The sequence below is a fragment of the Paenibacillus sp. EKM206P genome (assembly GCF_011066155.1).
Lineage (GTDB): Bacteria > Bacillota > Bacilli > Paenibacillales > Paenibacillaceae > Paenibacillus > Paenibacillus polymyxa_D.
Window position 1 is genome coordinate 327,606 of sequence record NZ_JAAMNQ010000002.1, and the last position, 25,709, is coordinate 353,314.

Annotated in this window: 21 protein-coding genes; 17 read left to right on the top strand and 4 right to left on the bottom strand. The window is 45.2% G+C overall.

The annotated features are described in order from the left end of the window. Positions 1-170 precede the first annotated feature (170 nt). From G9G53_RS26235 to G9G53_RS05240, 10 genes are all read left to right on the top strand, one after another. Complete coding sequence (locus G9G53_RS26235) at positions 171-344, top strand: FDLD family class I lanthipeptide (RefSeq protein WP_194362209.1); 174 nt, start codon at positions 171-173, stop codon at positions 342-344. 174 nt (positions 345-518) lie between these two features. Continuing rightward, a complete protein-coding gene (locus tag G9G53_RS05200) occupies positions 519-1,247 on the top strand; it encodes an ABC transporter ATP-binding protein (RefSeq protein ID WP_029518680.1) in 729 nt (242 codons plus the stop codon). Then, a complete protein-coding gene (locus tag G9G53_RS05205; RefSeq protein WP_029518679.1) occupies positions 1,244-2,038 on the top strand; it encodes an ABC transporter permease in 795 nt (264 codons plus the stop codon). The genes G9G53_RS05200 and G9G53_RS05205 overlap by 4 nt, the downstream gene beginning before the upstream one ends. Before the next feature lie 13 nt (positions 2,039-2,051). Beyond that, a complete protein-coding gene (locus tag G9G53_RS05210; RefSeq protein ID WP_165145868.1) occupies positions 2,052-2,819 on the top strand; it encodes an ABC transporter permease in 768 nt (255 codons plus the stop codon). 31 nt (positions 2,820-2,850) lie between these two features. After that, positions 2,851-6,030, top strand: coding sequence for a lantibiotic dehydratase (locus G9G53_RS05215; protein ID WP_165145871.1), 3,180 nt, complete (start codon positions 2,851-2,853; stop codon positions 6,028-6,030). A 281-nt stretch (positions 6,031-6,311) separates the two neighbouring features. Beyond that, positions 6,312-7,913 carry an ABC transporter ATP-binding protein gene (locus G9G53_RS05220; RefSeq protein WP_165145874.1) on the top strand — a complete coding sequence of 534 codons (1,602 nt, stop codon included), beginning with the start codon at positions 6,312-6,314 and terminating at the stop codon, positions 7,911-7,913. Beyond that, the gene (locus tag G9G53_RS05225; RefSeq protein WP_039271784.1) at positions 7,910-9,292 is read left to right on the top strand and encodes a lanthionine synthetase C family protein; all 1,383 of its coding nucleotides are present in this window, start codon (positions 7,910-7,912) and stop codon (positions 9,290-9,292) included. The genes G9G53_RS05220 and G9G53_RS05225 overlap by 4 nt, the downstream gene beginning before the upstream one ends. 348 nt (positions 9,293-9,640) lie before the next feature. After that, positions 9,641-10,873 (top strand): ABC transporter substrate-binding protein, encoded by a 1,233-nt coding sequence (locus G9G53_RS05230; RefSeq protein WP_165146388.1) that lies wholly within the window; start codon positions 9,641-9,643, stop codon positions 10,871-10,873. A 16-nt stretch (positions 10,874-10,889) separates the two neighbouring features. Continuing rightward, positions 10,890-11,756 (top strand): carbohydrate ABC transporter permease, encoded by an 867-nt coding sequence (locus tag G9G53_RS05235; RefSeq protein ID WP_165145877.1) that lies wholly within the window; start codon positions 10,890-10,892, stop codon positions 11,754-11,756. Next, entirely contained in the window at positions 11,756-12,580 is an 825-nt protein-coding gene (locus G9G53_RS05240; protein WP_165145880.1) for a carbohydrate ABC transporter permease, read from the top strand. The genes G9G53_RS05235 and G9G53_RS05240 overlap by 1 nt, the downstream gene beginning before the upstream one ends. Positions 12,581-12,688: 108 nt before the next feature. Here G9G53_RS05240 and G9G53_RS05245 read toward each other — a convergent pair whose 3' ends face one another. The 3 genes from G9G53_RS05245 to G9G53_RS05255 form a co-directional block, all read right to left on the bottom strand. Next, positions 12,689-14,374 carry a DUF4179 domain-containing protein gene (locus G9G53_RS05245; protein WP_165145883.1) on the bottom strand — a complete coding sequence of 562 codons (1,686 nt, stop codon included), beginning with the start codon at positions 14,372-14,374 and terminating at the stop codon, positions 12,689-12,691. Further along, the gene (locus G9G53_RS05250; RefSeq protein WP_029518671.1) at positions 14,334-14,894 is read right to left on the bottom strand and encodes an RNA polymerase sigma factor; all 561 of its coding nucleotides are present in this window, start codon (positions 14,892-14,894) and stop codon (positions 14,334-14,336) included. The genes G9G53_RS05245 and G9G53_RS05250 overlap by 41 nt, the downstream gene beginning before the upstream one ends. A 257-nt stretch (positions 14,895-15,151) precedes the next feature. Further along, complete coding sequence (locus tag G9G53_RS05255) at positions 15,152-16,159, bottom strand: acrylyl-CoA reductase family protein (RefSeq protein WP_165145886.1); 1,008 nt, start codon at positions 16,157-16,159, stop codon at positions 15,152-15,154. A 358-nt stretch (positions 16,160-16,517) separates the two neighbouring features. On the opposite strand from G9G53_RS05255, the gene G9G53_RS05260 reads away from it, so the two are divergent. Together G9G53_RS05260 and G9G53_RS05265 are read left to right on the top strand one after the other, a co-directional pair. Next, positions 16,518-17,927 (top strand): MATE family efflux transporter, encoded by a 1,410-nt coding sequence (locus G9G53_RS05260; protein WP_165145889.1) that lies wholly within the window; start codon positions 16,518-16,520, stop codon positions 17,925-17,927. Positions 17,928-18,183: 256 nt separating this feature from the next. Further along, positions 18,184-19,197 (top strand): LacI family DNA-binding transcriptional regulator, encoded by a 1,014-nt coding sequence (locus G9G53_RS05265; protein WP_029518668.1) that lies wholly within the window; start codon positions 18,184-18,186, stop codon positions 19,195-19,197. A 181-nt stretch (positions 19,198-19,378) separates the two neighbouring features. On the opposite strand, the gene G9G53_RS05270 is transcribed toward G9G53_RS05265, so the two are convergent. Further along, a complete protein-coding gene (locus G9G53_RS05270; protein WP_039271772.1) occupies positions 19,379-20,335 on the bottom strand; it encodes a sugar kinase in 957 nt (318 codons plus the stop codon). Positions 20,336-20,675: 340 nt separating this feature from the next. Between G9G53_RS05270 and kduI the strand changes: the two genes are divergently transcribed. The 5 genes from kduI (at position 20,676) to G9G53_RS05295 (ending at position 25,670) form a co-directional block, all read left to right on the top strand. Further along, positions 20,676-21,506: a 5-dehydro-4-deoxy-D-glucuronate isomerase gene (gene kduI / locus G9G53_RS05275; protein ID WP_029518666.1), complete on the top strand. Its 831-nt coding sequence runs from the start codon at positions 20,676-20,678 to the stop codon at positions 21,504-21,506. Positions 21,507-21,584: 78 nt separating this feature from the next. Then, positions 21,585-22,229, top strand: a complete 645-nt coding sequence (locus tag G9G53_RS05280) for a bifunctional 2-keto-4-hydroxyglutarate aldolase/2-keto-3-deoxy-6-phosphogluconate aldolase (RefSeq protein WP_029518665.1) — start codon at positions 21,585-21,587, stop codon at positions 22,227-22,229. 49 nt (positions 22,230-22,278) lie between these two features. Further along, a complete protein-coding gene (kduD, locus tag G9G53_RS05285; RefSeq protein WP_029518664.1) occupies positions 22,279-23,055 on the top strand; it encodes a 2-dehydro-3-deoxy-D-gluconate 5-dehydrogenase KduD in 777 nt (258 codons plus the stop codon). A gap of 244 nt (positions 23,056-23,299) precedes the next feature. Next, positions 23,300-24,538 carry a CynX/NimT family MFS transporter gene (locus tag G9G53_RS05290; protein WP_165145892.1) on the top strand — a complete coding sequence of 413 codons (1,239 nt, stop codon included), beginning with the start codon at positions 23,300-23,302 and terminating at the stop codon, positions 24,536-24,538. Further along, positions 24,519-25,670, top strand: a complete 1,152-nt coding sequence (locus G9G53_RS05295) for a winged helix-turn-helix domain-containing protein (protein WP_165145895.1) — start codon at positions 24,519-24,521, stop codon at positions 25,668-25,670. Before G9G53_RS05290 ends, G9G53_RS05295 begins: the two co-directional genes overlap by 20 nt. Positions 25,671-25,709: the final 39 nt, after the last annotated feature.

Genomic DNA, 25,709 nt, shown 5'->3' on the forward strand with positions numbered 1-25,709 from the left:
CATACGGTTGTCTACGTGATATATGGCAATATTTCGAGTAGGTGACGATCTGGTCGGGGTGTTGTTCATATAAAATCCTTCTCTTCTATTGCGAGAAGGAAGGCTTTGGCGGGGTAAACATGAACCTCGCTGAAGGCTGATGGTATATCTAAATGAAAGGGGGGAATGCAATGGCTGAAAACTTATTTGATCTGGACGTTCAAGTAAACAAATCTCAAGGTTCTGTAGAGCCTAAAATTTGGAGTATTTGGAATTGCTCTATCGGCTGTGGTGGCGGTAATACATCCCAAACTTGTGTTGAGACATGTTCACCTTGCTTCAGTAATTTAGGAACACTTTGTTAATAAATTTTAGTTGTTTTGCAACTTGCAAAACCTTTATATTGGATAACTATTTAATTTAGCAAAGGAGGAGGGACCTTGAAGTCCCTTCTTCTTCTTTGAGAAAACCTTTGGTTTCCTGGTTGTGAATATCAGAGGCATCCTTATATTTGGATTTAGTAATGGAGGGAAAGTGTAATGTCGGATGTCTTATTGAAAGTTGAAAAAGTATCCAAAAAAATGGGGAAACGGGCTTTATTAAGTGACATTTCCTTCGAGCTTGAAAAGGGGAAAATATATGGTTTCATTGGACCGAATGGAGCCGGGAAAACAACAATGATGCGGATCATGACGGGGTTAATGCATTCAACCAGTGGCTCTGTAAGAATAGCTTCATATGACGTACAGGCGGATCGGGAAAAGGCGCTCTCCAAAGTAGGCGCTATCATTGAGTCCCCGGTCTTTTTTGATTATATGACGGGTAAACAGGTGCTGCGTAATTTGTCTCGGTTGCATCCGAATATTAAATCTTCCGATCGGGAAAAGCATATAGAGGAATTGTTAGAAAGAGTAGGCCTGGATTTGCGTGGAGACGACAGGGTGAAAACTTATTCTTTGGGCATGAAGCAACGCTTGGGCATTGCCCAATCTATGCTGGGTAACCCGGAGCTACTGCTGCTCGATGAGCCTTCCAATGGTCTCGATCCTATGGGAATGAGGGAGTTGAGAGATATTATCCTTCGTTTGCGAAATTCAGAAAATTATGCATTTTTTATCTCCAGCCATCTGCTGGATGAGTTGCAGCAAATGTGTGACGAATTAATTGTGATTAAAGAAGGAACGCTAGTTTGGAAGGGACCCGCAGATCAATTGGTTGAGGAAGGTCAACGGCTAGAGGATGCTTTTATGGAGCTAATGGGATTATGAAGACACTCATTTACAGTGAGTTCGAGAGATTGTATAGCAGAAAATGGTTCTGGCTTCTGATTTTATGTACCCCTGTACTCGCTTATTCCACAGCCAGCTATTTTTTGTATCTCAAGACTTCGGTAGAAGTGTTGTCCAAAGTCTTTGTCATTATAGGCCTGCAAGAAAATTTGTTTTTAATATGCAATATTGCTGTAGCTGCATTAGTAGCGACTCTATATACGGAGCAATTTCGGGGTGGACAGTTGCGTCTAATCTTCATGCGGCGTTTTACTCGGGGACAGATTTTCTGGAGCAAGCTATTGGTTTTACAGGTTTCTGTTCTATTACTCTTACTTATATTGGGTCTGTCTCTTTGGGGTGTCGGAGTATGGCGATTTCCCTATTCTGAAGGCGAAACAAGGCAATATGGAGAGCTTATAATGTATGTATTTCAATATTATGCAAAGGCTTTTGTCTCACTTATGGCTATTGGCTGTCTGTATTCCTATATTGCCATGTGTAGCAAGAGTGTAACCCATGCAATTGGTATTTGTACGACCTATAATCTGTTCTCCTTGCTGTTCGATGGCTTATATCTTAAATTAGCATCTCTATTTTCTCATATTCCCTACATACATGATCTTATAGTCTTTTTATTTATTCCTTATATGCAGTATAGAGGATTGAAGACATCCTTATCCGGAAACCTGTCTGCAAATGGGGCGATTGCCACCGTTGTTATTTTATATCTAATCCTTTTTACATGGGGAGCATATCGTCGTTTTACCAAGGATGATTATTTGTATTAGGAGGATTTTTCTTATGCTAGGAATTTGGCGAAGTGAAATGGAACGAATATGGAATCGAAGATCTACTCTTTTATTATATACAATTTTTCTATTGATGGTTATTGCGAATATTGTCAGTCTTAAAATTAGTGGAACAATGAAATTCCGCTTTGGCGAAGGGATTGCCACTGTTAATAATCTGAACTTGCCGTGGCTTATGATGAGTGAAATTTCCCTATTTCTGATCCTGGCATTGTTGCCTATTTTGTATGTGGATCAGTTAAGCGGGGATATTCACTCCGGGGCGTATCGTTTATATGTACTGCGTCCATACCGTCGCTTTCAATTTTGGCTTGGAAAACTGTTCGCATTATCGGTCACGACGATCGTTTTTACGGGTACAGCCTTGCTCATAGGCATACTGGCTGGTTGGACTATTTTTCCCCGCAGCTTAACCTTTTTTAAATACGGCTCAGCAGAGGCTTCCACCTCATTAGATGCTATGTCATATACACTTGTGTTTTATTTGGTATTAACGTTGGTTTGCCTGGCAAAGCTCATGCTAAGTAGTGCAGTGTGTTTGTTCATATCCAGACCTTTATTCTCGTTTATTTCTATTTTATTTATATCTATGTTTATCTACCCATTTTACAAGCCACTTGTGATGTTAATAGATCCTTTCCAGCAAATTATGCTTGCTTTAAGAGTAGATGGATCTACCAGATTTTGGATGTGTCTAATCGTGATTATATTGATTTGTTCGACTATTAGCTTTGTTCGTTGGCAAAAGAAAACAATTTAAACGTTTGGCTTAGAACGGAGGTTTAATGGGAATGGAAGAGCATCTTTATAAAACCTTGGATTTTTTTATGCTTCGTACTCCTGTGCTACCTATGGAAGAGTTCGGAAAATGCTTTCTAACCAATGTCGGAGAGACTGAAGGAATCAGACAAGTTGCAATAAATCGTCTTACGGAATTATCTCGTAATCCATTTATTCGTGAAGCGTTAGCTGCCTCCAGCCCTACTCTGCTTGAATCTTTAGTACATATCAGCGATCAGGACAATCCGCGCAAACAGGAACAAGTTATCAAATCCTTTATGCGTTATATCACTAGAATGGCTACACGGCCTACGCCGTTCGGATTGTTATCTGGAGTCACTTACGGACAATTTGGAGAGCAGTCTCAGCTCATTTTACAAGAGCCAGATATGTATCGAAAGCGTGCAAGACCGGACATGGAATGGCTAATGAAAGCCGTTGAAATGGTCACAAGCAGTAAGGAGGTTGTCCGCCAGCTGCGGGTTCAGCGTAATACATTAATTTATCGTCAGGGTAACCGGGCTAAAGTTCCCTACACGACAAGATGCGGCAGTATAGTCGGTGGAGAAGATCAGAGTGTGTCCGTTCGTGCGACTCAGGTATTTGATTGTGTGATGGAAGCAAGTTCGACCCTCATACCTTATCAGGAACTGGTCAACCATCTACATAAGACATTTGAAAGAGCTGATATCGAGACAATTGACCGTTATGTATGGCAGCTATTTGAGCAAGAGTTTTTGATATCTGAGCTTATTCCTCCTACCACTACTACCGAACCTCTGGATCATATACGATCCGTCTTGAAATTAGTAACGGGTATTGATGAGTTAAAAGAGAATTTTAATAACATCGCGGATAATATTAATAAATATAATCGTCTCCCTATAGGCCAAGGGGAAGATTCGTTGGAGCATTTAAGACGAAAGATGGGCAAAATGTTCAGTGCAAAATCAAGCTTGCAAATCGACCTTTCCCTGGAGGATCGAGGAGTTGTTCTTCCCCAATGTATCCGTAAGGATGTTGAATGTGTTGCCGAATTACTAACTAAGCTTTCGTCGCGAGAGAATAGACCTTTGGATGAATTTTGTATGGAATTTTTGGAAAAGTATGGTCCATATCGGGAGGTTCCTTTGCTGGAGCTTCTTGATGAGGATACAGGGATGGGTGCTCCGGCAGGCTACAAACATCCATTGAGTAACCGAACACGGCTTCAAAACATGTCACCGTCCCAGTCGAGATCACATCAGGAGAAGCTTTTATTTCAATGGTTCGTATCTTGCATCCATGAAGGAAAACATGAAGTGGTACTTACAGATGCCATGATAGACGAAATGTTAAAAGGGCAGAAATCAGGCAAATGGTTGGCAGCACCTTCTATGGAATTGTTTTTTCAGTTGGTCGCCCCTGATCAGCAGGCTGTAGATCGTGGCGAGTATACTTTACTTCTGGCACCTAATCAGGGGTCAGACGGGGCGGGAAAGACGTTCGGGAGATTTCTGGATTTGTTTGACGAGCCTTTTACTGATATGTTCTCCAGCATTCAATCGGAAGAGCAACGGTTACAGCCTGAAAAGCTGTTAGCCGAAATATCGTATTTACCCAGTTCGGGAAGATCGGCAAACGTAGTATTAACGAAGCAGACTCGCCCCTATGAAATCGCAATAGGAACCAATCATACCCTGCCAAAGGAACAACAGATACATGTTTCAGACCTTGCTGTTGGGGTACGTAATGATCATTTTTATTTGAAGTCGATAAGTCGCAATCGTGAGGTCATTGCTAGGGCTGGACATATGCTCAATGCTGAATTGACTCCTAACATACATCGTTTTCTTTTGGAGGTCAGTGAGGATGGTTATCGCCATTGGTCATCTATGGAGTGGGGATTCGCCACCCATGCTCCTTTTACCCCACGTCTAAGATATAAGCATGTCATTCTCAATCCGGCTACATGGAGAATGACATGGGATGCGGCAACTAGCCCATCCAAGAATATGATTGATTTGGAAAATTCAGTGTATAAATTCCAAAAAGAATGGAATCTGCCACGTTATGTATATATGATTGAATTAGATAATCGAATCCTGTTGGATATGAATCATCCATTGCATGTTGAACAGGTTTGTAGAGATCTTCAATCCAAAGGAAAAGTTACTTTAATCGAACACATAGGTGAAGTCGGTGAAACGCCAGTCTCTCGTAACAGTGGACGCTTGGCGGCTGAATTTGTATTTCCATTTATACGTAAACAGGCTGTAGCAACGAACCATTTTGAGGAGGAAGTTGCTGCCACACTAGATAGAAGGCATGAGGATACAAGTCGCCTTTCCTCAGAGGCAACCTGTACTTATCTTCCTGGTGGTCCTTGGTTCTATGCCAAATTATATGGTATGAACAGTCGCCAAGATGAGTTTATTGGTGGTTATTGGGATGAATTTGTGCGGAAGCATCAAGAGGACGGTAACATCCTTCAGGGGTACTTTATCCGATACGCTGATCCAGATAAACATATTCGTGTCCGGTTTAAGCTACCGGAGTTTCAGGAGGGAAACTTGTTTCTTCCCGTGTTTCATCAATGGACAGAGATGCTTTTAAATGAAGGCATGATATCCAGAGTTGTAATCGATACCTATGAGCCAGAAGTAGAGCGTTACGGTGGAAAGAAGCTCATGATGTGGGCAGAACGAATGTTTTCTTGTGACAGTGAAGTGACAGCCAAATTGGTACGTCTCATTAGATTCAACCAGGCTTCTTTACAGAAGGACGTTATAGCTATTTTAAGTGTGATCAATCTTCTCTACCAGTTTGGTTACTATGAGGAAAGTGCGTTTCAATTCTTAAATCGTCAATTTGACCTCAAAGACTATTTGAAAGACTTTCGCAGGGAACGGAAGTTCTTTTTACAATGGATGGGATCGGATCAGGAAATGACAGCTTCGACTGCATCCAGTCGCGAATCCATAGAAAATATTTTTTATGCAAGAAAAGAAGCAGTAGAGCAATATAATTATATACTCCATGAACAGGAACGGGAGGGGGGGGCTACCAATACAAGAGAGGATATTATATACAGTGTGATCCATATGCATTTGAACCGATTAATTGGAATTGACAGGGATCGGGAGCGCAAAATAATGATCATGGCCAGACATGCTATGAACAGCCTGGTTCAATATCGGGGGAATCGCTAATGAGTAGCGTACAAAAAAGTACAGATCGGAGGACTTCTTCCATATGGAAGTCTGTACGTCAAGGGCTTAAGCTTTTTGCCTTAGTATTTAACATGAATAAGGTCTATATGCTTTCTAGCATTTTTTTGCATATCATTCAAGGTGTGATGCCCGTACTTACTTTGGTTATCATGCAAAATTTACTTAATAGTATTGTTTCTTCTAGTCCTCATGATATCTCTATAATTATGCTACAATTTGGTCTCTTTATATTTATTCACGTTTTAAAAAGTCTAGTTACGATGAGTCAGAGTTATGTAGAGGGCGTCCTTGAATCTGTGCTGTCCAAGTCATTAAATATCATGATTGGAGAAAAATCAGGCTACTTGGGACTGGCGGATTATGAAAATTCTCAAATCAACGACCAGCTAAAGCGGGCTTCCCAAGAAGCTTCCTATCGACCTTACCAATTATATACACAAATGGCCGGTATTTTATCTAGTCTAGTTACCATGCTGTCTTCGGCAGTTTTACTTTTCTTATGGAAATGGTGGGTTGTGGTTATTCTATTTGTGATTTCACTGGTGTCGGTTTACTCGATTTTTAAGTTAAACAAAGAACAGTTTGAAATCTATATGAATCGTACCCCGTTATATCGACAGTCATGGTATATGACCTATTTGCTTACAAATGATCGTGCGGTCAAAGAAGTGAAGATTTTTAATTTGGGTCCTTATTTACTAAAAAGATATGAGAATTTACTGCAAAGATTTTTTGTAGAAGACAGGCGTATATTGGGCAAAAGAGTTAGAATTACTTTCCTGTACAGTTTGCTTGAACTTTCTGTTCTGTTATGGATAGTATGGATGGCAATCCAGGAAACCTTTGTGAAAAAAATATTAATAGGGAACTTATATGGTTATATTCAAGCGATTATGCTAACCCAAAGTCAAATGCAGGCACTAATCCAAGGTATTGTTCAATTTTCACAAAATAATTTGTATATGGAGCAGTTATTTGTATTTCTACAGTTGCCTACATCGGACCCCATTCGGCGTCAAAAGGAACAGGCACTTCTGGATCACCCAAAGAGCAGCACCGGATTTTGCATTGAACAAATTTCAATTGAAGGGGTTTCCTTTACGTACCCGGGTCAATCGAAGGCTTCTATTCAGGACATGCATTTAACAATGACTAAAGGACAAACGATAGCCATTGTAGGGAAAAATGGATCAGGAAAATCGACGCTTATGAAGATCCTGATGCAGCTTTATTCTGATTATAGTGGCGTCATTAAAATTAACGACCGTCCCGTTCAGGATTATGATCTGCAGCAGGTTCAAGACAAAATTGGAGTCGTGTTTCAAGATTTCATGCATTATGAAATGTCAGCACGTCATAACATTGGGTTTGGATCATTAGGGCTTATGAAGCAGGATGAGGAGCTCATCCATGCAGCCCAGTGCGCAGCTATAGACCAGATTATAGCCAAACTTCCACAAGGTTTGGACACACAGCTTGGTAAATGGTTTGAGGATGGCTACCAACTCTCAGGAGGCCAATGGCAGCGAATAGCAATCGCACGGGCTTTCCTGCGTAAAGCAGATGTGTATATTTTGGATGAGCCAAGTTCCTTCTTGGATCCTGTGGCAGAACAGGATTTGTTGGTATTATTTTTGGAGTTGATGAAGGATAGCATTGGTATTTTTATTACTCATCGGATTTCATCAGCACGTCTGGCACATAAAATTGTGGTAATGGACAATGGTTTAATTGTGGAGCAGGGAACACATAAGGAGCTGATGTTACTCAATGGGCTATACGCAGAGATGTACAACATTCAGGCCAGCTCATTCGATGAAGAAGCTTCCTTAATTGAAAGCGGAGGGAGGGTGCTAGGATGACGACGACTTCATATATTTGTGATAAATGGATACCCATTAATTTGGATATGAAGGATAAAGTAACTGTAATCTTACAAGAGATTTCCAATCGTTACAAAGACCCCGATCAAGTGCGTATGTATATGAAAAAAACGCCCCCGATAGAGGCTGATGGGATGAAGATGGACCGTTGGTCAGATGGAAGTTTGGGAAGTGGGTTCACGGGCATCTGTTTGTTAATGGGTCAGTTGGATCGACTATACCCTGAGGATGGTTGGGATATTGTAGGACACCAATATTTAGAGCGAATTCGTATGATCGTGGAGCAAAAGGGTGTCCATGACTTATCCCTGTATAGTGGATTATCAGGTATTTTGCTGGCTATTTACTCTTTATCCAGGAAGGGCACACGTTATCAAGGAATGCTTGATTCCCTTGCCTCCTGGTTCGAAGAGGCTGCTTTACATAGCTTGGCCCTATGTCGGGAGGAATGGGGAAGAGGACAATTACAAATGAGCCAGTATGACGCCATATCAGGCTTTACAGGGATCGGACGCATCGCCATGTTATTTTCTGACCGCCCGACTATGCATACCATATGGAACCAGACGATTGAATTGTTTCAGATAATGTGCAGCGACCGTACTTGGAATGGACATCCTGTACCTGGATGGTATATTACCACGGAGAATCAATTTCAAGAGAATGAAAAGAAACAATATCCGCAGGGAAATTTTAATTTAGGACTTTCGCATGGTATCGCGGGTCCATTAGCTTTTCTGAGCCTGTCTGCTCTTAATGGAGCCGACTCCCTCCCTTTAGTGGGCGATATCAACAGACTGTCACAATTTATACATCATTGGCGTGTTCAGGATACTGAGGGCGTGATTTGGCCTGGGCGTGTTTCCCTTGAGGAATGGGTGGATAACCGTCTGCAGCCTGAAAGCACGCAGTATTATCGTGATTCCTGGTGTTATGGCGTACCAGGCATTGCACGTTCGATCTGGCTGGCGGGACAAGCTCTTCAAAATAAAGATTGGATCGAAACGGGACTACGTGCATACTTGGATATAGAAAAAAGGCTCTATCGTAAAGGAGGACTATCTTCTGCGACATTGTGTCATGGTATTGGGGGATTGTTGCATCTGATCCAGCGTATGTATTCAGATACGGGCCATGAGCAGTTAGGTATGATGCGAGACAGGCTACTAGAAGAAGTGCTGGATATGTTCGATACTAATTCGGCGTTTGGCTTTTATGATCATAGCCTATTGGATGGGAGGCTAGCAGAAGTAGATGAGGCTGGCTTTCTGAATGGAAGTGCTGGAGTTGCCTTGGTGTTGGCTTCATTGATAGGAAATGAAAATCCGGATTGGGACGCTGCTCTTCTAATTCGCTAAGATATGTCATGTTATTCCCTAACCTGAACATAATAAAAGTAAGAAAAGATCCAATCGACCGTTTGAAGGCCGGTTGGATCTTTTTTAACATACTAATTCCTCCTGAGACTCAAGGTATTTTCATTAGCATCCTTCAAGTTGGTTCCACTTACATGGAATCCCAAGGCAGTATTGTTGTACTCCCATTCAATAACCCAATACCTGAACAAAACAGAAAAACAACAGCGAAGATGAGTACCCTTTTACTATATAACCGCCAAACACGGTGTATCGTTTCTTTTCCATAAGGGACGGGTATTAATTGTCTAGTCCCGCATAGATTGACATAGGGGAAAAGGAGGTATGAGCATGTGGAATGGGGTCAAAAAGCTGTCTACACTAGCGGCGATTCTGCTACTAGCGATCATTGTAAGCGCATGCAACAAGGGCGATGATTCAGGTAAGGTGAAAATTGAATTCTTTCAAAACAAGCCGGAGGCCAAGGGTTCTTTTGATAAGCTAATCTCTCAATTCAATCAGGAACATCCCGGTATTGAAGTGACGCAGGTCAACCCGCCAGAGGCAGAGACCGTGTTATTGACCCGGGTTGTCAAAAACGATGTACCTGACATTGTAGGGCTTGGGGCCACCGACACCTACTCCATTTTGGCACAAAGCGGTATTTTTACGGATCTGGCGAATACAGAATTGCCACGTACGATTGATCCGATTTACCTCAAAATGCTTAAGGATGTAACCGGGGTCGATCCCGTGTATGGAATTCCTTATGCTGCGAATGCGAATGGTGTGATGTATAACAAAACGCTTTTTAAGGAAATGGGATTACAGGTGCCCAAAACGTGGGATGAGCTGATTGCAACGGCGCAAAAGATCAAGGCTGCTGGCAAAATTCCTTTCTATTTTACATATAAAGATGATTGGCAAACAAACCTCCCCTTTAATGCGCTGGGCCCGAATCTGGTGGGCATTGATTTTTTCCTGCAACGGCGTGAAAATCAGGTCACTTTTCAGGACAAGTACCGCGAGGTTGCGGAAAAGCAGCTGGAGCTACTGAAATACGGACATGGTGATAATTTTGGCAAAAACTATGCCGACGGTAATCGTGCTTTCGCTAACGGGCAGGGATTGATGTACATTCAGGGCTCGTGGGCCATATCTGAAATTCGCAAAGCCAACCCGAAAGTGGAGCTTGGGTTTTTCCCATTACCGACAGGGAATGACGAAAAGGCGGTCAAGCTGGTGTCCGGTATAGATACACTATTAGCCGTATCGGAGAGCACTCCGCATAAAAAGGAAGCCGAGGAGTTCATTGCCTTCTTATTGAAGCCGGAGAATAGCAAGCAGTACATTACAGAGCAAACGCTGTTTTCGGCGGTGAAGGGAGTTACGCAGGATGATCCGAGTGTGGCGGAGCTGTTGCCGTATTTTAAATCGGGCCGAGTCGTTGATTTTGCCGATCACTATATTCCCAAAGCGGTCCAATTGAATTCTATTGTGCAGGCCTTCCTGCAAAACAGAGACATCGACGCTTATCTGGCCAAGCTCGACCGTGAATGGGATAAGGTAGCTAACCGCCGATAGGAGAGGAGGAGGAGACATGAATAAGCGACTAACGACTTTTTACTGGATGACGGTGCCAGCGGTGCTATTGTTTTTTATATTTTTGACCTTGCCTGCCTTGCAGGGCTTTTATTATTCGCTTACGAACTGGAACGGCTTTGGTCATCAGTATCACTTTGTCGGGTTTAAGAACTATATTAATTTGTTTCAGGACGACAATGTGGGGAACGCATACTGGTTTACTTTCAAATTTGCGATTGTGGTTACCATTGCGACTAATATCCTTAGTTTGCTGATTGCGCTAGGGCTGAATGCTAAAATACGGTTTCGTAACTTTTTCCGGGGTATTTATTTTTTGCCTAATATTTTGAGCGTGTTGATCGTAGGTTACATATTCAATTACTTGTTCTCGAACGTGTTTACGATTTGGGGGCAGAATTTAGGTATTACCTCATTGTCGACGAACATTTTGGGCAGTGAACAACTGGCTTGGGTAGGAGTTGTCATCGTAGCTGTATGGCAGGGAATTGCCTTTAATACGATTCTCTATCTGGCCGGGCTGCAAACCATTCCGACAAGTCTGTATGAGGCGTCCAACCTGGACGGTGCGGGTAAATGGCGCGAATTTTGGAGCATTACCTTTCCGCTAATTGCACCGTTTTTTACGATCAATATGGTATTGGCGATGAAAAATTCTCTGATGGTGTTCGATCAGATCGTGGCTTTGACGAATGGTGGGCCGGGACGGGCCACCCAGTCGATTTCCCACCTGATATACACCGGGGGATTTAGAGGCGGAGAATTTGCTTATCAGTCGGCTAACTCTGTTATTTACTTTATTGTGATCGCGATCATTTCCATCTTACAGCTGCGATTCCTCCAGAGAAGGGAGATGGATAACTGATGAAAACAAGCAGACTTACCAACTGGCCTGTGCTGCTTCTGGTAGCGTTGGGGACAATATTTATCCTGTTTCCCCTCTATATGACGGTGACGATCGCACTTAAAAATCCCGAGCAGATGGCGCATTCCGCCTTTGCCTTTCCGACCGAGCTGCATTGGGAGAATTTTAGTCGTGCAGTAGAAATGACCAACTTCTTCAGCGCTTTTCAAAACAGTGTGATGGTCACGACATCGACGGTCATACTCACTTTGCTAACCAATTCGATGGTCGCTTATGCGATTGCCCGTAATATGCAGCGACGATTTTTTAAGGGATTATATTTTTATTTTGTGAGCGCCATGTTTATACCGTTCCCGATCATCATGCTGCCGATTGTAAAACTGGCCTCGGGCCTTCATATGACTAATTTGTTGGGTCTCATTATGCTGCATACGGTGTATGGTTTGGCGTTTAATGTCTTCGTATATGTGGGTTATATTCGCTCCATTCCGGTGGCATTGGAAGAGGCAGCCACGGTAGATGGTGCGACGACATGGGGGACATTTTGGCGCATTATATTCCCGCTGATGGCACCGATTAGTGCTACGGTGGGAATTCTCACTTGTCTGTCCACCTATAACGACTTCCTGCTGCCGCTCATTATTATCAGCGATGCGGAGCAGTATACACTGCCGCTCGTTCAGTATGTGTTCCAGGGGCAGTTCAATACCGACTTTAATTTGGCCTTTGCCTCGTATCTAATGGCCTTGCTGCCGATGATTATTGTCTATTTGATTGCACAAAAATGGATTATCAATGGCGTTACGCAAGGTTCTGTGAAGTAGGGCGGGAGCCAATCGTTTTAGGCAGACCGTGCCTTACCAGGAAAATAAAAAGGGGCTCCCTATACCACGGTTCACACAGGTATAGAGGACCCTCTTTTTATAGCATTACTATTTAGATGCTTCGCTGTTGCTTGTCAGAGGCTGCAAGGATACGGTTGTCTCTGCTTCCGGGTCGTCCGTTGTATAGTAGAACATATAGATAGAAGCTTCCTTCCCTTTGAAGTTCTTGTAGACATCCACTGCCTTGTTATTGCCGTCTCCGGCGAAATTGGCTGTGATCGGCTTGCCAATGATCCGTTCTTTACCCAGGCTAATATGCGTCTGGTTAATCCCTCCAAAGTGAGCGTCCTCGCTTTCGGTTTCTACGAATAAGTCTGATTCCTGTTTGTAGTAAGTCCACTTCACAGGATAGCCACCGATTTGCGTCGTTAGCGTCTGCTTTTGCTCAGAAATATCAGTTAAACGCTGAGGCGTTTTGTCATCCGAATGGGTCGTAACCTTGTATTTGCCTGTAAAAGTAATGGGAGTGTCCTTGGTAATCACAAGATTGGACGGCCTTTCAAAACGGATTGTGTACAGATCGCGTTCCTGATTAGGTGAAGACCAACGGTTACCCTCTAACGTTGTGCTGTTCACAGAAAGAAAGTACTTTTGATAAGGTATCATGGCGAATTTCTCCTTGCTTCTGAGCGTGACACGGATTTGCGTAGGTGTGACAATCATTTGTTCTAGCAAAACATTCCGATTGCCTTGTTCCAGTGGGATATTCAGCACACTTTTAATCGTCCCGCTTTCCATCTTCTTCTTGCTTAGCTGCAGGTCAAATTTTATAGGTTCATTTATACTTTTTTCGGTTTGCGCATATTGAAGTTTGAAGGTAGTCTGTCCTTCCGGCATATCCGATTTGGAAAAATATTGCTGTGCTGTATACTCCCCGTTATCACCGGGTTTGCCAAAAGCCCCTCCAGGCTGCGACATCACAGGCTTGTCGCCTTTGTAGGCAATAATTTGTGGATTGTCCCATTTCTTTGGTATGGACGAATCGAAGGTAATCGCTGAGGACAGCATTAGTTTATCCTTCCCTTGTTCGAATACCTGTACCTTCATATCTTGTAAGCCGCTACGTTCCAGCTTGAACGTCTGTATTTGAGGCGACCGAATATCGAGCGGCAAATCCAGTTCCTGAACGCTGGTGAGCTCTATATGATCTATGGTTAGCTGCACGTTCTCTGTTTCTTGCTGCGGTGTCCAGTCACTTTCAAAGTACCCGTTGTACCGTTGATTTTTCGGGTCCCATTGCTGAAAGTTATATTCCCCTGCACTGCTTTCCCCCGCAGCACCTTTTAGCGATACGCCTTTGACATTCCAAAACTCGTTCTCTGCCCGTTTTCCGACCTCCAAGCTGTACAGAATCACGGTCCGGTTCTCATCGACAATAGCGGTATGCAGCGTCAGCTTCACTCCGTCTCTGGTTACGGATTGCTCCAAGGGCTGTCCAAGGTCTTGATTTAGTGCCGTCTGAATGCCGCTTCTTCCGTGCAGCAGATTGCCCCAATTATAATGGATGGCGGCATAGACGGGAACGGCAACGAGAAGCGCACTCAGAGAGGCGGCGATAGCTATTTTGCGCCAATTTCTATGTCGGTGCGGAGTGAATGAATCGAAAGTGTCGGTTAGCGTAGGGGCAGTATGCCCTGTCTGTTCCATCCGGTTCCACATCTCATCGAAGTCAGGATAGGCCATTTCCGATTCATTATTTAACTTGCGCTTCAATGCCTTTTCTACGTTGTTCATAGTTCTCTCCTTCCATCTCGGGAATTTCTACACCTGCATCCCGCAGTATTTGCTCCAATAACTTTAGCCCTTTATGAGTCCTCGATTTGACGGTTCCCAGCGGAATTTCCAGCAGTTTTGATATTTCTGCCAGTGTGAAATCATGCATATAGCGGAGGGTCAGCACAGCGCGGATTTTGGCTGGAAGGCGATTCATATAAACGATCCATTCTTCTGTCGATTCGCGTTCTTCCACCAGCTTGTCTACAGGCTTACCTTCCGCCCCGCTAAATAAATAGGGATTAGCCGATACTTTCAAATGCAGGCTTTTCCGGCGTTTAAGGTAATTCAGACAATGATTGACCGTAATTTTCATAATCCAGGCTTTTAGTTGTTCGATCTGTTCACGATTGCTGCGAAACAGGGTGATAAACACTTCCTGCGTTAAATCCTCTGCATCCGATGCGTTATGTACCATGTAGTAGCAGGTTCGGTATACATCTCGTTGATACAAATCAAACAACTCTCGATTACTCTCCAATGATGTGCTCTCCTTTCTTGTGCAGTTTATCTATATAACAACTGAGGCCCTCATAAGGTTCATTTGGTTGCGAAAAGTAAACCGTCTGATTCGATATATTTTGTTTTTCTTCAAATGTATCACACGAAAAAAGAAGCCTGTAAATCTCAAAAGTTCAGATTTACAAGCTTCTTATGTTTTGCAAAGCTAGACTCTACGGAATGAATATTTCCTCACGCAAAACCAGGTTAACAGATAGATTGCCGATATCTTTCTGCTTAGTCAGCCAGTCGTACAAGCGTTCTTCCTTGCGAGCGGGCTGCAAGGATGTCTTCGAGCGCGCTGGGCAGGTCGGCCAATCCGACTTCGCGCTCAACGAGCTGCTCTAGCTGTTCCGGCTTCCATTCGCTGCCAAGTCGCTTCCAGATCGCTACACGGGTGTCGTATGGGCAGAAGACAGAGTCTATGCCCAGCAGACTTACGCCGCGCAAAATAAACGGCAGCACCGTCGTAGGCAGCTTGGTTCCTGCCGTCAGGCCGCTCACGGCAACGGAGCCGTTGTAGGCGATCTGGCTGAGCAGCGAAGCGAGCGGCTTTCCGCCTACAGGATCAACAGCCGCTTGCCAAAGCTGCTTGCTCAGCGGGCGGATGCTCTCCGCGCCGTCGTAGACCTCCTCGCGAGAAATAACCTCGGCTGCTCCGAGCGCCTTGAGGTAATCATGCGCATCGGCCTTGCCACTGCTGGCTACGACATGATAGCCTCTCTTGTTCAGCAAGGCAATAGCTGCCCCGCCTACGCCGCCCGTCGCTCCGGTGACAAGTACCTTCCCCTGCTCCGGAGTAACGCCGTTTTGCTCCAGCCGATATAACGACAGGGCCGCGGTGAATCCGGCTGTCCCGAAAATCATCGCCTCTCTCGGCGTGAGTCCGTCTGGAAGTGGAACCACCCAGTCCGCAGGCACGCGTGCATATTGGCTGAATCCTCCGAATTGAGACACACCCAGCCCGTATCCGGTAACGAGCACCGCTTGTCCTTCGCTAAAGCGGCTATCCTCCGAAGAGACGACGGTTCCTGAGCAATCTATGCCTGGTACGAACGGATAGGATTTGACGATATTGCCATCCTTGCGGGCAGCAAGCCCATCTTTATAGTTGATGCTGGAATAAGCGACACGAATCAATACTTCTCCAGCAGGTAAACTGCTAGCTTCCAGAGAACGCACCTCTGCTTGAACTTCACCGTCCTGCGTCTGATCGACGACAAGGGCTTGAAATGATTGAGTCATCTGTAAAAGCCTCCTTTATTACCTTTTAACCCTATGAATGTCCTATATATTCCCTCTTTAATTCGTGAATTATGCTTAGGAAGCGTACAACAATTTTCACAACCTGTCAGCGGCAATGCTCACAGGCTCGTATTCTATTATACTCTTTAGCTCATAATCGCGTCGAAAAGCCCAGATTTGCCGGTATATTCTTGTAATATCCTGTTTCAATAAAGTTCGATAATCAATTATAAAGAAGGTGATAAATGAATTCTTACACATTTTGCAAACCATTTTACGTAAACGGGATGTATTTTCAGAATGACTATGCTAACATACCTTTTGATCGTTAAATAAATCTATGAAGAAAGGTGAATGAATGACAACCAGAGCACTAAAAAATGGTTCGGTATTGTCCGAAGCCAAGGAACTGAATTTGTTCCGTTTGACATGGCCTATTTTCCTTGAATTATTCCTGTTTATGTTAATGGGAAGCGTCGATACATTCATGCTCAGCTCTGTATCTGATAATGCAGTGTCGGGTGTGGGCGCGTCCAATCAAATTATTTCAATCGCTATCCTTGTACTGGAGGTTATCGGCAACGGCGCTGCTATCGTCGTAGCTCAATATATCGGTTCTAAGAAACTAGTCGAAGCGGCCCAGGTTACAGGTACGGCCATTACGTTGAATTTGATGGTAGGTCTTTTGCTAAGCGTAATTTTTCTTGTGTTTGGTACGCATATGTTGCAATGGTTGAATGTCCAGGGGGACATTCTTACGTATGCGGAATCCTATATGAGCATCGTCGGGGGGGCTGTTTTCCTTCAGGCATTGATTAACGCGCTGGCGGCGACCATTCGTACGCACGGTTTTACCAAAGAAACGATGTATGTATCGGTTTTTATGAACGTGATCCACGTGGTCGGCAACTATGTTTTGATTTTGGGGCATTGGGGAATGCCAGCACTCGGTGTAGAAGGTGCTGCTATTTCTACAGTAGGTAGCCGCTTTATTTGTCTCTTGATCTTCTTCTGGCTGATGTACCGGGTCACTGAGGTTCGTGTCGAGTGGAAATATTACGTTCACTTGTCCAAAAAGTTTATCTCTAAAATATTGCGTATTGGTGTACCATCCGCGCTGGAGTCTATCATGTATCAGTCGTGTCAGCTCATATTCACACTGTATGTGACCTATCTGGGCGCAGAAGCGATGGCGACACGTCAATATGCCAATAATATTTCGAGCTATATTTATTTGTTCAGTATGGCCGTTGGTATGGGAACGGCTATCGTAGTGGGAAGGCTCGTGGGAGCCAGAGAGAAGGATACGGCTTATAAACGTGTATTGAACAGTGTGAAATGGGCGCTACTCGTGACTGTGATTATTGATGCGGTGGTTATCTTTTTCCGTGTACCTTTGCTCGGTTTATTTACAGAGAACCCTGAAATCATTCGTTTGGGAGCGCAAGTCATTTTACTTAGCATTCTGCTAGAAACTGGCCGGACGACGAATATCGTCATTATTAACTCGTTGCGTGCTGCTGGAGATGCCAAGTTCCCGGTTTTTATGGGACTAATCTCTATGGTCTGCATGAGCTTGCCGCTGGGTTATCTGCTGGTGTTCAAGCTGGATATGGGGCTCGCCGGTGTGTGGCTGGCGATTGCTGCTGATGAATGGACTCGTGCTGTCATCATGTATGCCCGCTGGAAAAGCCGGTTATGGGAAAAGCATGCGCTGATCGAGCACGATACACCAGATCAGTCTGCAACGCCTGTTCCAGCACACTGATCCGAGTAGTATTTAGGGCCAACTGGAACCTAGCTTTTCGATAGAGTTGTATACGTGGAGGCAGTTCAAGAGAACATCTTGAACTGCCTCTTTTGCTGCCGGGAGAACCATCCTTTTATACAGTGGCACGATAGGCAATTTTGAAGTTCAACTTATATCATAATGGCTTTCATAAATAGAAGTCTGGTAAATTTACTAAAAAAAAGATATACTTTTGTTGCACTAACGCAGTACATGAAAGACAAGGAGTGTACCGATGAAGAAGCCGACGATTGAAGATGTTGCCCAGAAGGCAGGAGTGTCTAAAAGCACTGTCTCGCAATTTCTGAACAAACGATATAAATATATGAGCGACCAGACAAGGGACCGGATTGCCGAGGTTATTCAAGAGCTGAATTATCAGCCTAACGGGCTGGCCCGCAGCTTGAAGCAGAACCGGACGTTTATGGTGGGAGTCATTGTAGCCAACATTGATTATACGCTGTCGATCCAGTCTATCCGTGCGATTGAGGAGGAATTGCAACTTTTCGGCATTCAGGTGATCATTTGCAACGCCGATGAAAACCCCGACAAGGAAGGCCAGTATATTGAGATGCTCAAGGCCCGTCAAGTGGACGGCTTAATTATCTTCCCGACAGGCAAGCATGCAGACATTTACAACCAGCTCATTCGTGAAAAGTATCCATTGGTGTTTTTGGACCGCTTGGTGGACGGTGTCAATACACGTAGCCTGCTGCTGGATAACGAAATGGCGATTAAGCTGGCGATTCAGGAACTTGTGGCTCACAAGCATGAGCGAATTGCGCTGATTACCTTGCCCCTTGGCTTGAATCGGATTACTCCACGAGTGGAGCGGCTCAGCGGATACAAGAAGGCGTTGGAAGAGCATGGTATGCCATTTCGAGAAGAATATATGCACAGCGTGCCGAGAGAAGAAATCCAGCAGACGCTGAAGGAGCTGTTCCAACTGCCTGAGCCGCCGACTGCGCTGTTGGCCGGGAATGATATCGTGTTGGCTGAGGTGTTGAAGTATGTGAATGCCCGACGTATACGCATTCCGGCAGAGCTGTCCATTATCGGAATTGACGATGCGGAGTTTGCCCATATTTACAATCCGCCGATTACGACCATTACGCAACCGATTGCGGATATGGGGAAGCAGGCGGCAAAAACGCTGCTGTCCAGTATTGAGGAAGGCGGCGAATCGGTTCCGATTATTTACCGATTTGTGCCGGATATCAATCGGGGAGAATCCGTCAAAACGCTGTAGACGAGCATCATGTCTTATATTATAAAATAGCCCGTATTCCTTTGTACGACCTGAGTATGCATATGCTGCTCAGGTCACACAAATGCGAATACGGGCTATTGGAAGTTAAGCCGACTTTGGATGCGGCCTTTGTTGAGCTTGCGCTCATAGTAGTGAAGGTTACGCGGGGGATGATCCCGGACTAATTTGTGCTGGCGCTGAGCAAAAAAGATTCCAGTTCGGCTCGCGTCGGATAGCCATCCATGTCTCCGGCTGACATGACAGCCAGCGCACCAAGTGCATTACCGCGTTTGACTGCCTCTGCCAGGGGCAAGCCTTCCAGTAGCGCGCTGATAACACCTGCGGCAAATCCGTCACCCGCACCGACGGTATCCACGACATGATCTACGCGGAAGCGTTTGACATATCCCTCAGCATCTGCGGATTTGTAATATGCGCCTTCGGTTCCCAGCTTGATGATGACCAGTGAGGTACCACGGTCAAGGTAGAACGAAGCAATATCCTCGGGCGAAGTATAGCCCGTCAATATTTTACCTTCATGAATCCCCGGTAGAAGCCAGTCGCATCCCTCAGATGCTTCGTTAATCGCCTCCACCATCGTTTGTGTGTCAGGCCATAATTTGGGTCTTAGGTTAGGGTCGAAGGATACAGTTTTGCCTGCCTTCTTCATGAATTGCCGCGCATGTCGTGCGAATTCGCGGCATTCAGCGGAGAGGGCAACGGAAATACCTGTAAAATGCAGATGGCGAGCCCCGGCAAAGTAAGCTTCGTTAAAATCAGCGATGCTCAGTGTGGAAGCGGCGGAATGCTTGCGGAAGTATTCCACCTCGGGGTCCCCACTTATAACTTTGGATTTAATCAGCATCCCGGTAGAGTGGTCTTTGGTAAACATGACATTCTGGGTGTCGATTCCTTCCTGACGTAGCGCATCGGCAATGAACTTGCCGAACGTATCCTCGCCGAGTTTGGTTACGAGTCCGGCTCGTAGCCCCAAACGCGACAAACCTGCCGAAACATTCGTCTCTGCCCCGGCCAACGCTTTGGTGAATGAACGCACCTCATCCAGAGAGCCTGCTTCATTGGCGTAAAACATGGCCATCGGTTCTCCGAAGGTAACAGCATCCAATGTTGCGGTCATTTGAATTCCTCCTTGTGTTTAGTAAATTTAATCTGTAAGCGCATGCACCAACTGAATAAATTGAAATTATCACATAAATCGGTTTTTCACAATGATGAAGTTGATATATTTGCTAAAAACTTTTTGGGTAATATAGATAAAAAAATGTGGTTTTGTTTATCAAAAGGTAAAAAACGTGTGAAACTTCGTGTGTATTAAGGGTTTTTCTAGGAAAATCGAAGTTTTAGGTTGACACCCCCTTAGATAATTATTACAATTCTAGCTAAGAAGTAGAGTTAGAAACCGCTTTTATAACAATTCCGTTGATAAAAAAGTTTATCTAAACAGGAGGAATGTTTTTATGGAAATGCGTTATTCAACTCATCCCGAACATGCCAAACATTTTACGACTGAAGAGTTGCGTCAGCACTATCTAATCCAGGAACTGTTTGTACCTGAGGAGGTAAAGCTGGTCTATACGCATGAAGATCGTGTCATTATCGGGGGCATTTATCCCGTGAATAAATCTGTTGCACTGGAAGGTAACGATCAAATCAAAGCGGAAACTTTCCTGGAGCGCCGCGAACTGGGCATTTTTAATGTTGGGGGTAGCGGTACGGTCAAGGTGGACGGTGAAACTTACGAGCTGGCCACAAAAGACTGTCTCTACGTAGGTAAAGGTGGCAAGGAGTTGATCTTTGAAAGCGATTCCAGTGGAAAGCCTGCGAAATTTTATATCGTTTCGGCCCTGGCTCATACCACGTATCCGACGACGAAACAGTCTTTTGCCGATGTACCGTCTGAAAGTCTGGGTTCGCAGGAAACAGCTAACAACCGTACGTTGCGTCGCTTTATCCATGATGAAGGCATTCAAAGTTGCCAATTGGTTATGGGGATGACGACGTTGGAAAACGGCAGTGTATGGAACTCTATGCCGACACATGTTCATGACCGTCGGATGGAAGTATATTTCTACTTTGAACTGGATGAGAACGCAAGAATGTTCCACCTGATGGGTGAACCGAACGAAACGCGCCATCTGGTAATGAAAAATGATGAAGCCGTTATTTCTCCACCTTGGTCTATCCACTGTGGTGCGGCTACGGGCAGCTATACCTTCATTTGGGGCATGGCCGGTGAAAATAAAACATACAAAGACATGGATCAGGTTGCCATGAGCGAGTTGCGTTAATCCGATTAGTGTATTGGAGCGTAAACCTGCAAGCGGCTGAGGTACATGGTCATCCCATTCGTGGAAAGGATCAGGAACATGACGAAAAAGAAAGTTTTGGAACATATCACTTCGGTAGGTGTCGTCGCAGTCATTCGGGGAAACACAGCGGAGGAAGCGTATCTCATGTCTAAAGCCTGCATTGAAGGCGGCTTGGATAATATTGAGCTTACATTTACGACGCCGGATGCGGATCAGGTCATTCGAAGATTGAAAGACGAATTTAAGGATCGGGCAGTGATTGGTGCAGGAACGGTACTGGAGTCACTGACGGCGAGAATTGCTATTCTGGCCGGAGCAGAGTTTGTCGTGAGTCCTTCTTTTGAAGAAGAAACAGCGAAGCTATGCAATTTGTACGCGATTCCTTATATGCCTGGCTGTATGACGCTGAATGAGATCAAGGAAGCCATGAAATTGGGCAGCGATGTCGTGAAGTTGTTCCCGGGAAGTGCGATGGGAGCGGACTTTGTTAAGGCCGTTAGAGGTCCGATGCCTCATGTACAGATTATGCCAACGGGTGGCGTTGATCTGGACAATATGGAAACCTGGTTGCGTAACGGATGTGTAGCCGTGGGAATTGGGGGTAATTTGACGGCTCCAGCCAAGGAAGGTCGCTACGACTTGATCACAGAAAATGCAGCACGTTATGTAGCTAAATATAAAGAAGTACGCGCAGCGCTGTAGGCTTCAGGAAATATAGGTTTTTATACTAATTTGTGATGGAGGCGTAGACATGGGTCTGGACCATTTTTCATTGGATTTTTTCAGTCTAAAAGGTAAAACGGCGATTGTAACAGGAGGCAACACTGGTTTGGGTCAAGGGTATTCCGTAGCTTTGGCCAAAGCGGGTGCAGACCTGTTCATTGTAGCTAACAATGATGAATATGAAGAAACAAGACGTTTGCTGGAGCCAACGGGTGTGAAGGTTGCCTTTTATCAGGCAGATCTGACAGAGAAAGAATCCATTAAAAAAATTGTAGAAGAATGCGTCAATGAATTCGGTAAAATTGATATCCTTGTAAACAATGCAGGTACGATTCGTCGCGCCCCTCTGCTGGAGTATAAAGACGAGGATTGGGACGCTGTCATGGAGATTAACCTGAATGCCGTATATCATCTGAGCCAGGAAGTGGCAAAGGTGATGGTAGAGCAAAAAAGCGGGAAGATTATCAATGTCGCTTCTATGCTTGCTTTTCAGGGTGGCAAATTTGTTCCGCCGTATACAGCGAGTAAGCATGCGGTAGCTGGTTTGACCAAGGCATTTGCGAACGAGCTGGCAGTTCATAACGTTCAGATTAATGCGATTGCGCCGGGTTATATTGCTACGGCAAATACAGCTCCAATCCGTGCGGATGAAAGTCGCAATCAAGAAATCCTGTCGCGTATTCCTGCGGGTCGTTGGGGCGATCCGTCTGATTTGATGGGAGTTGTGGTTTTCCTCGCCAGTCAGGGTTCCGACTATATGAACGGTCATATCTTGGCGGTGGACGGCGGCTGGCTGGTACGTTAAGCAGCGCTGGTCGCATCGAAGTTTATGAACTGAAAGCTGCCTCAAAAGGAAACTATCCTTTCAGGCAGCTTTTATTTTTTCAATGAAGCTATATGCTGAACCTGATTTGGAGTGCTGTGTCGATCTGTCCTATGCATATGGTACGAATGCCTTTATAATTTAATGAGATAAAAATTGCTAGGCTCCAGCCGTACACTTGGTTGGAGCCTTTGAGCATAACACAGATAGATTGGAGAATGGAGAGATGAGTTCACAGCAACACCAACGAGCTTTGGTATACAAATCTTTGTGGCATGCCGGTCCTTGGGTACTTGCCGTAGGGATTATTCTGGTAGGTGCCAATCTGCGCGCCTCGATTACCTCGGTAGGACCCCTTATCGGTTTGATTAAGGATTCTTTGTATATTTCAAATACACTGAGTGGCCTATTAACGACATTGCCGTTGCTGGCTTTTGCCCTGTTGTCGCCTTTTGTAGCCAAACTGTCGCGCCGCTTCGGATCGCCTCTTATTATTTTTGCAGCCTTGCTGCTGTTGACCGCAGGTATTGTGGTGCGCTCAACGTTAGGGGTTACTGCATTATTTGTCGGGACCGCCATGCTGGGACTGGCTATTGCCGTGTGTAATGTGTTGCTGCCCAGCTTGATCAAAGAGGAGTTTCCTCGCAACAGCGGACTGATGACCGGCGTATACTCAGTATCCATGAATGTGGTCGCAGCAACCGCATCCGGGCTGAGTATACCGCTGGCTATAAATGGAGGTATGGGCTGGCGAGGTGCCTTGGGAATATGGGCGATTGTGGGTGTCGTAGGTATTTTACTCTGGGTGCCCCAGCTCCTTAAGGCTCGCAAAACAGCTAATAAAGCAGCAGTATCTGCCCAAACCGTGAATGTGTATAAATCGTCTTTGGCCTGGAAGGTGACGCTGTTTATGGGGCTGCAATCTGCCTTGTTCTATGTTCCTGCCGCCTGGTTTCCTGAAATGATGAGCGGACAGGGAATGGATTCAGAAACTGCGGGCTGGATGCTGTCTGTGATGCAGTTTGCGCAAATGCCATTTACTTTTATTGTGCCTATTTGGGCGGCGCGAGTGAAGGATCAGCGGGTATTGGTTCTGATTATGGCTGCGCTGTATTTTATCGGTCTGGGTGGATTTCTGCTTGGGGCTACACAGTGGAGCGTGATTTGGGTCATATGTATCGGTATAGCGGGTGGTTTTGCTTTCCCGTTAGTGATGATGTTCTTCAATTTGCGGACGCGGACACCGCAGCAGGCAGCAGAGTTGTCGGGTATGGCGCAATCCTTTGGCTATTTGCTGGCAGCGACCGGGCCGACACTGTTCGGTTATTTGCATGATGCGACACAAGGCTGGACCATTCCGCTGCTGCTGCTCTTGTGCCTGAGTGTTCTGCTTATGTTTATAGGGCTGGGTGCAGCCAAGAAACGATATGTCGGAGGCGAGGTGGATGATCAGGCTACAATTTGATGCAGATGGCTACAGTGTGGTTTGTAATGCAGATCGTGTTATGTTGTTGGCTAAAGAATTTGCGCTGTTGCGCTTTCTGTACGATAACCGGAACCAGGTGTTCACCCGTGAACAACTGCTGGATCGGGTGTGGCCGCTGGAGTATCCGGTGGAGCGTACGGTAGATGATCATATCTACAGATTGCGCAAAAAACTTAAGTCATGGGATGGTCTCCGTATTCATACGGTCAGAGGGTATGGCTACAGCTTGACCTTGACTGACGTGCAGCCACAGAATCATCCGTCCTTGCACGATCAGGAGGTGCAAGACGCCGTACATGGACTATTCCGCAAATACCAGCTGTTGGGGCAGGGAAATTCCATCGTAGCGCTGGCTGCCCAGCAGGAGCAGATGGGTTTTGAATTGTCTGTCTTTTATCAAATGTATACCCGTTTTGTACAGGCGGATGTGCCTTGGTTCTTGGAACGGGAGGACTTTGCTCCCGCAGATCGATTGTATTGGATGCTACTGCTATATATGTGCACAGCAGGGGTGACGGATGAGGGGCTTGTCCTATGTGAGCGTGCGCTTTCCAGTGGATTGCTATCTGAAGCGCAGGAGCGGGAATTGCGTATTCTCAACATTCTGGAGGCTTATGTAGAGAACGGACAACCTGAACACGCCCAGGAAGGTCTGCCACTGACCATGATGGTCATGGAACGGGATAATCTCGATAATTTTGTGATGCCTGTTGCGCTGATGGAGATGTATATGCATCTGGTTGCCAATCATATGGAAAAGGCTGCCGAACTGTCTGATCGTCTGGAATGCATGCTGTCGGAGGCCCCGTTTTTGCGCGAGCTGGGCCGTTATCGCATGATGCGCGGGCTTATGCTGTTGCGTACTGGAGATGTGGATAACGCCGAGCGGCTCATGGATGAGGGATTGGATACCCTTGATATGGCTAAACAGGAATTACTAAAAATCAAAGCGGTATGTCAAATTCGCTCGTTCCTGAAGCTTTGCGGTTCCTATCCAGCGCTGGAAGAGAAGTATGCCGCTCAATATGATCAGCTTGACCGGGACAACAGTTTAACACTGCATCGTTCGGCGCTAAGGCGCTGGCTGGAGCAGACAATCTCAATGGCCTGATTTTTTAGCTGTCTGACTTTCCTCTGATATAGACCCGCT